Annotated in this window: 6 protein-coding genes and 1 pseudogene; all 7 read left to right on the forward strand. The window is 39.4% G+C overall.

Features of this window, described 5'->3' with window-relative positions; genetic code table 11:
- Positions 1-288, forward strand: a pseudogene (locus tag Q0F90_RS09225) (ribulose 1,5-bisphosphate carboxylase); the annotation flags it as partial.
- Positions 289-469: 181 nt separating this feature from the next.
- Positions 470-1,276 carry an MBL fold metallo-hydrolase gene (locus Q0F90_RS06685; RefSeq protein ID WP_296004281.1) on the forward strand — a complete coding sequence of 269 codons (807 nt, stop codon included), beginning with the start codon at positions 470-472 and terminating at the stop codon, positions 1,274-1,276.
- Between the two features lie 3 nt (positions 1,277-1,279).
- Positions 1,280-1,759: a 23S rRNA (pseudouridine(1915)-N(3))-methyltransferase RlmH gene (gene rlmH, locus Q0F90_RS06690; protein ID WP_296004282.1), complete on the forward strand. Its 480-nt coding sequence runs from the start codon at positions 1,280-1,282 to the stop codon at positions 1,757-1,759.
- Positions 1,760-1,953: 194 nt separating this feature from the next.
- Entirely contained in the window at positions 1,954-2,409 is a 456-nt protein-coding gene (locus Q0F90_RS06695) for a CBS domain-containing protein (protein WP_024065467.1), read from the forward strand.
- 163 nt (positions 2,410-2,572) lie between these two features.
- Positions 2,573-3,877: a trigger factor gene (tig, locus tag Q0F90_RS06700; protein WP_296004283.1), complete on the forward strand. Its 1,305-nt coding sequence runs from the start codon at positions 2,573-2,575 to the stop codon at positions 3,875-3,877.
- Between the two features lie 36 nt (positions 3,878-3,913).
- Positions 3,914-4,507, forward strand: coding sequence for an ATP-dependent Clp endopeptidase proteolytic subunit ClpP (clpP, locus tag Q0F90_RS06705; RefSeq protein WP_009351033.1), 594 nt, complete (start codon positions 3,914-3,916; stop codon positions 4,505-4,507).
- Positions 4,508-4,519: 12 nt separating this feature from the next.
- Positions 4,520-5,527 (forward strand): ATP-dependent protease ATP-binding subunit ClpX (gene clpX, locus Q0F90_RS06710; protein ID WP_296004284.1); only part of this gene is annotated, 1,008 nt, incomplete at its 3' end.

Raw genomic sequence — 5,527 nt, forward strand, 5'->3', positions numbered from 1 at the left:
GGTGCAGATATGCCAATCTTTGTTTCCTATGGTGGCCGTTTTACTTTCACTGAGGAACAGTGTAAGCGGATATCCAACTATATAAAACAGCCTTTTGGAATGATGAAAGCCGCTTGTCCAGCCCCGGGTGGTGGTGTAACAGATGCTCGTCTCAATGAGCTAGTCTAGTTATACGGCAATGATACAATGTTCCTCGTTGGTGGTGATATGTTCCGCCGAGGTCCAGACATTGAATCTAATATGGCGTACTTTGTAGAACGTTTAAGTGAACTGTCTGAGAAAAATTAGTCAGTGCTTTATTTAACATAATAAGTAATTTAATTAGCTGAAATAAATAATGTATTGACCTTGTTAGAATGAATAAACTTGTTGATTTAATAAATTGAATAACTGGGATGGTCGAAGACGTATTCAATTGACTTTCACAGGAATATGTAAAGAATTATGATTTAGTATATGGAGTGTTTTGATGAGTGAATCCTCACCGTTGGAGGTCCATGTTATTGCTAGTGGTAGCAAGGGCAATTGTACAGTAATAAAAAAAGGGAACTCCGTCATATTGCACGATGTAGGCATTAGTTGTCGACGCATTGTCAATGGTTTAAAAGAATTGCATATCGATATGGCACAGGTAGAGGGTATATTTATCAGTCATGAACATAGCGATCATATTGCAGGGCTACAGCAACTGTTGAAACGTTTTGATATTCCTGTGTATACAAAGCAAGGGACGTGGCGTGAGATTCAAGACAAGTTAATCGTGCCAAAGAACCAATTGATCGAACTGACGAAAGGTAGTTTAACATTGGGGAATCTCGTTGTAGAGCCCTTTGCAGTGAGTCATGATGCGGCAGACCCTATTGGCATCAATGTATTTGCAGGAAAAGATAAGGCTACTGTCGTTACCGATACAGGTGTGATTTCTGATAGTATTTTGCGTCGTATGGATGATACGACCTTGTTAGTGTTGGAAGCTAACTATGACCCTCATATGCTGCGCTTCGGTCCATATCAACCGTTTTTGAAACAACGGGTAGCTAGTGATGAAGGTCATCTAAGTAATGAAATGGCCGCCCAAGCGTTGCTCATGATGAATCGACCTGACTTTATGCAAGTTATCTTGGCCCACCGTTCTGAAAATAATAATAACGCGGTCCTTGTTACCCAAACGATTGGGAAAATGTTAGTTGATGGGGGCGTTCGCATTGGTCCTGAAATGAAGTTACAACATGGGCAACCAAATGAAATTGTGTCTATGAAATCCGTAAAGAGGTAAAAAATGAAATTTTATGTAGTTTGTATTGGCAAGCTAAAAGATGCTTACTTGCGCGATGGGGTAGCGGAATTTGTGAAACGGATGCGACCTTATGGTGGGATTACGATTACAGAACTAAATGAAAGTAAAATTGGCGATAAACCAAGTGATGCGGATCGTAAGCAAGTAGTAGCTGAAGAGGGGGCTCGTTTACTAAAAGCAGTTCCTAAAAATGCCTATACCGTTTTACTTGATGTGTACGGTAAGACGATGTCTTCTGAAGATTTAGCTAAGACTGTAGCAAAGCTAGAGGTAGATGGAGTTAGCGATATGGCTTTTGTTATTGGCGGAGCCTTTGGTGTTAGTGAAGCATTGCGCCAGTCTGTAAATTATAAATTGTCCTTTAGCCCTATGACCTTTACTCACCAAATGGTGCGATTGCTGTTGGTGGAGCAAATATATCGAGCGTCAAAAATCAATCGGAATGAACCTTATCATTGGTAGATATAAAGATAAGGTTAATGGTTCGCCTTATAAATTTAATTCTAGTTCTTTAAGTGTGGATAGTTAATATTACTTATACATTAGGAATAGACTTATAAATTATTTATATAATGACTTCACAAAAAAAGGAGTTTTATTATACTATGTCGAATAGTATAATAAGTCCAGATGTATTTTCTGAGGAGGAATTCACTATGAAAATTCAAGAAGTAATGAATAAATACCCTGTTACTGTTGGTAAAGATGCACCAATTTCTGATGTAGCCGATTTGTTAGTTAAATATAATTTAACGGCTGTATCCGTAGTGGATGACAATAATAAATTGTTAGGCATTATTTCTGAAGGTGATTTGCTTTACAAAAAAGTGCGCCCTCATGTACCTCACTACGTAAATGTGTTAGGCGCTAGCATCTATTACAATGGCATTGGCGAATACAATGCGCAGTTCAAAAAATTGTTGGCATCTCATGTGCATGAGTTGATGACTGACGAAGTAATTACTACTACACCAGATAAAGATGTAGAAGAAATCGTATCCGTTATGTTAGACCAACATTTGAAAAACGTTCCTGTTGTAGATAAAGATTACCATTTGATCGGTATCTTATCTCGTCGCGATATCATTAAATTGATCGCTAAAGATAACTAATTAGCATAATTATGTAAAACGTATAAAGACCACCCGTTTTGGGGTGGTCTTTTAGTGTAAATTGAGAAGAATTGCATTGACCTTGCATTTATGTTATTATTAGGAGTGCATAATATACTACAGAAATTTGGGCGTATTGCCCTTCGAGGAGGACATATTTTAAATGAAAGCAACTGTAAATCCTGTTGATCAACACGTAGTAACGTTAACTATTGAAGTACCTGCAGCTGAAGTAGACAAAGGTATTAAACAAGCTGTAAAACGCATTGCAGGTCAAGTAAACATCCCTGGCTTCCGTAAAGGCCATGCGCCTCGCCGTATTTTGGAAATGAACTTCGGCAAAGAAGCTATCATGGAAGAAGCATTCGAAGTATTGGCTAGCCAAAACTACACTGCTGCTCTTCGTGAAAACGATATCGTTCCTGTATCTGAACCAGAAATTGAACGCGAACAATTCGAAGAAGGTAAAGATTTGATCTTCAAAGCTACTGTAACTAAACGCCCTGAAGTTAAACTTGGCGATTACAAAGGCTTAGAAGCTGAAAAACAAGACGCTACAGTAACTGATGAACAAATCGAAGAACAATTGAACAACATTCGTGAACAACAAGCGAAAATGGTTGTTGCTGAAGAAGGTGCTACAATTCAAAAAGATGACTTCGCAGTAATCGACTTCGCTGGTTCCATTGATGGTAAACCATTCGATGGTGGTGAAGGTAAATCCTACCCATTACAAATCGGTTCTGGTAGCTTCATTCCTGGCTTCGAAGATCAATTGATCGGCGCTAAAGCTGGCGATGATGTAACTGTAAAAGTAACATTCCCTGAAGACTACTTCGTAGCAGAACTTGCTGGTAAAGAAGCAGAATTCAAAACTCACATCCATGACATTAAACGTAAAGAATTGCCTGAATTGAACGACGAGTTCGCAAAAGAAGCAAGCTCTTACGAAACTATTGAAGAATTGAAAAAAGATCTTCGCGCTAAAATGGAAGAAGAAGCTTCCCGTCGCGCCATCGATACTTACAATGCTGACTTGATTCAAACAGCTGTTAAAAACGCAACTGTAGAAATCCCAGAAGTAATGATCGAAGATCGTGTAGAACAAATGATTCAAGAATTGGCTATGAACATGGAAGGCCGTGGCTTGAAACTTGATGACTACTTGAAATTCTCCAACAAAACTATCGAAGATTTACGTTCTGAATACAAAGATTCCGCAGCTGAAAACGTACGCGCTGATTTAGTATTAGACGCTATCGCAACTGCTGAAGGTATCGAAGTAACTCCAGACGACATGAACCGTGAAATCTTCATTATGGCTCAAAACTTTGGGGCAGATCCTAAAGAAGTTTGGGATATTATTGCAAAAGAAGGTCGTGTAGCTATGTTGGCAGGCTCTGTAGCTCGCAAAAAAGCAGCTCGATTCATTATTGATAATGCAAAAGGCGCTGAAGCGGCTGAATAATAGTTTGCTCAACTAGGTACATGAAAAGGTGAATACATGTATGTACCAATCGTAGTTGAACAAAGTGAACGCGGTGAGCGTTCCTATGATATTTACTCTCGCTTGTTAAAGGATCGCATTATCTTCCTAGGTGGACCCATCGATGATAATGTTGCTAATGCGGTTATTGCGCAAATGCTATTCCTAGAAGCAGAGGATCCTGATAAGGATATCCATTTGTACATTAATAGTCCCGGCGGTGTTGTAACTGCCGGTATGGCTATTTATGATACAATGCAATATATCAAACCAGATGTGTCTACCATTTGTGTAGGCTCTGCGGCGAGCATGGGTGCTGTGCTTTTAACAGCAGGTACTAAAGGTAAACGCTATGCGTTACCTCATGCACGCGTTATGATTCACCAACCACTAGGTGGTGTTCAAGGGCAAGCATCTGAAATTGAAATCCATGCCCGTGAGATTCTTCGCATGCGTGAAGAGTTAAATGGTATCTTAGCTTCTCGCAGTGGACAAGATATTGAAGTAGTAGCTCGCGATACAGATCGCGATAACTTCATGAGTGCTCAGGATGCCGTTGAATACGGCTTAATCGATGAGGTGCTCACTAGAGAACCTGTAGAAAGCAAGTAATGGAGGCGCCCCTTGGCAAAAGATAAAGACACTATGCGCTGCAGTTTTTGTGGACGCACAAGCGAAGAAGTCCGCAAATTAGTGGCGGGTCCTAACGTATATATTTGTGATGAATGCGTTGAAGTATGTGAACGTATCATCGCTGATGAGTTAGGTGCTGTTGAAACGGACGACTTCAACTTAAAAGAATTGCCAACGCCGAGAGATATTAAAGCTCATCTTGACGAATATGTTATTGGTCAAGATGATGCTAAAATCTCTTTAGCCGTGGCTGTATATAATCACTACAAACGCTTACAAACAGATAATGTAGTAGATGATGTAGAATTACAAAAGGCTAATGTATTGTTCATTGGTCCTACTGGTAGTGGTAAAACACTATTGGCTCAAACCTTAGCGAAAATGCTAGAAGTGCCATTTGCTATTGCAGATGCTACAAGCTTAACTGAAGCTGGTTATGTTGGGGAAGATGTGGAAAATATCTTGCTCAAAATTATCCAAGCTGCAGATTATGATATAGCTCGGGCTGAGCGCGGCATTATCTATATCGATGAAATCGATAAGATTGCTCGTAAGTCTGAGAATCCTTCCATTACACGTGACGTGTCTGGTGAAGGTGTACAACAAGCATTGCTTAAAATCTTAGAAGGTACCGTTGCTTCTGTTCCACCTCAAGGTGGTAGAAAGCATCCAAATCAAGAAATGCTTCAAATCGATACGACAAATATTCTCTTTATTTGTGGTGGCGCATTTGATGGTATGGACAGAGTTATTACTAAACGTACCGCTAAGAAAACCCTTGGTTTTGGTGCAGACGTACAACGTAAAGAAGAACGTAATGTATCTGCTATCTTAAAAGATGTTGTACCTGAAGATTTATTGAAATTTGGTTTGATTCCTGAGTTCATTGGTCGTTTACCTGTGATGGTAACATTAGACCAATTGGACAGAGATGCATTAATCCAAATTTTAACAAAGCCTAAAAATGCATTAACAAAACAATATGAAAAAATTCTATCC

The sequence above is a fragment of the uncultured Veillonella sp. genome, assembly GCF_934190855.1.
Classification (GTDB): domain Bacteria; phylum Bacillota; class Negativicutes; order Veillonellales; family Veillonellaceae; genus Veillonella.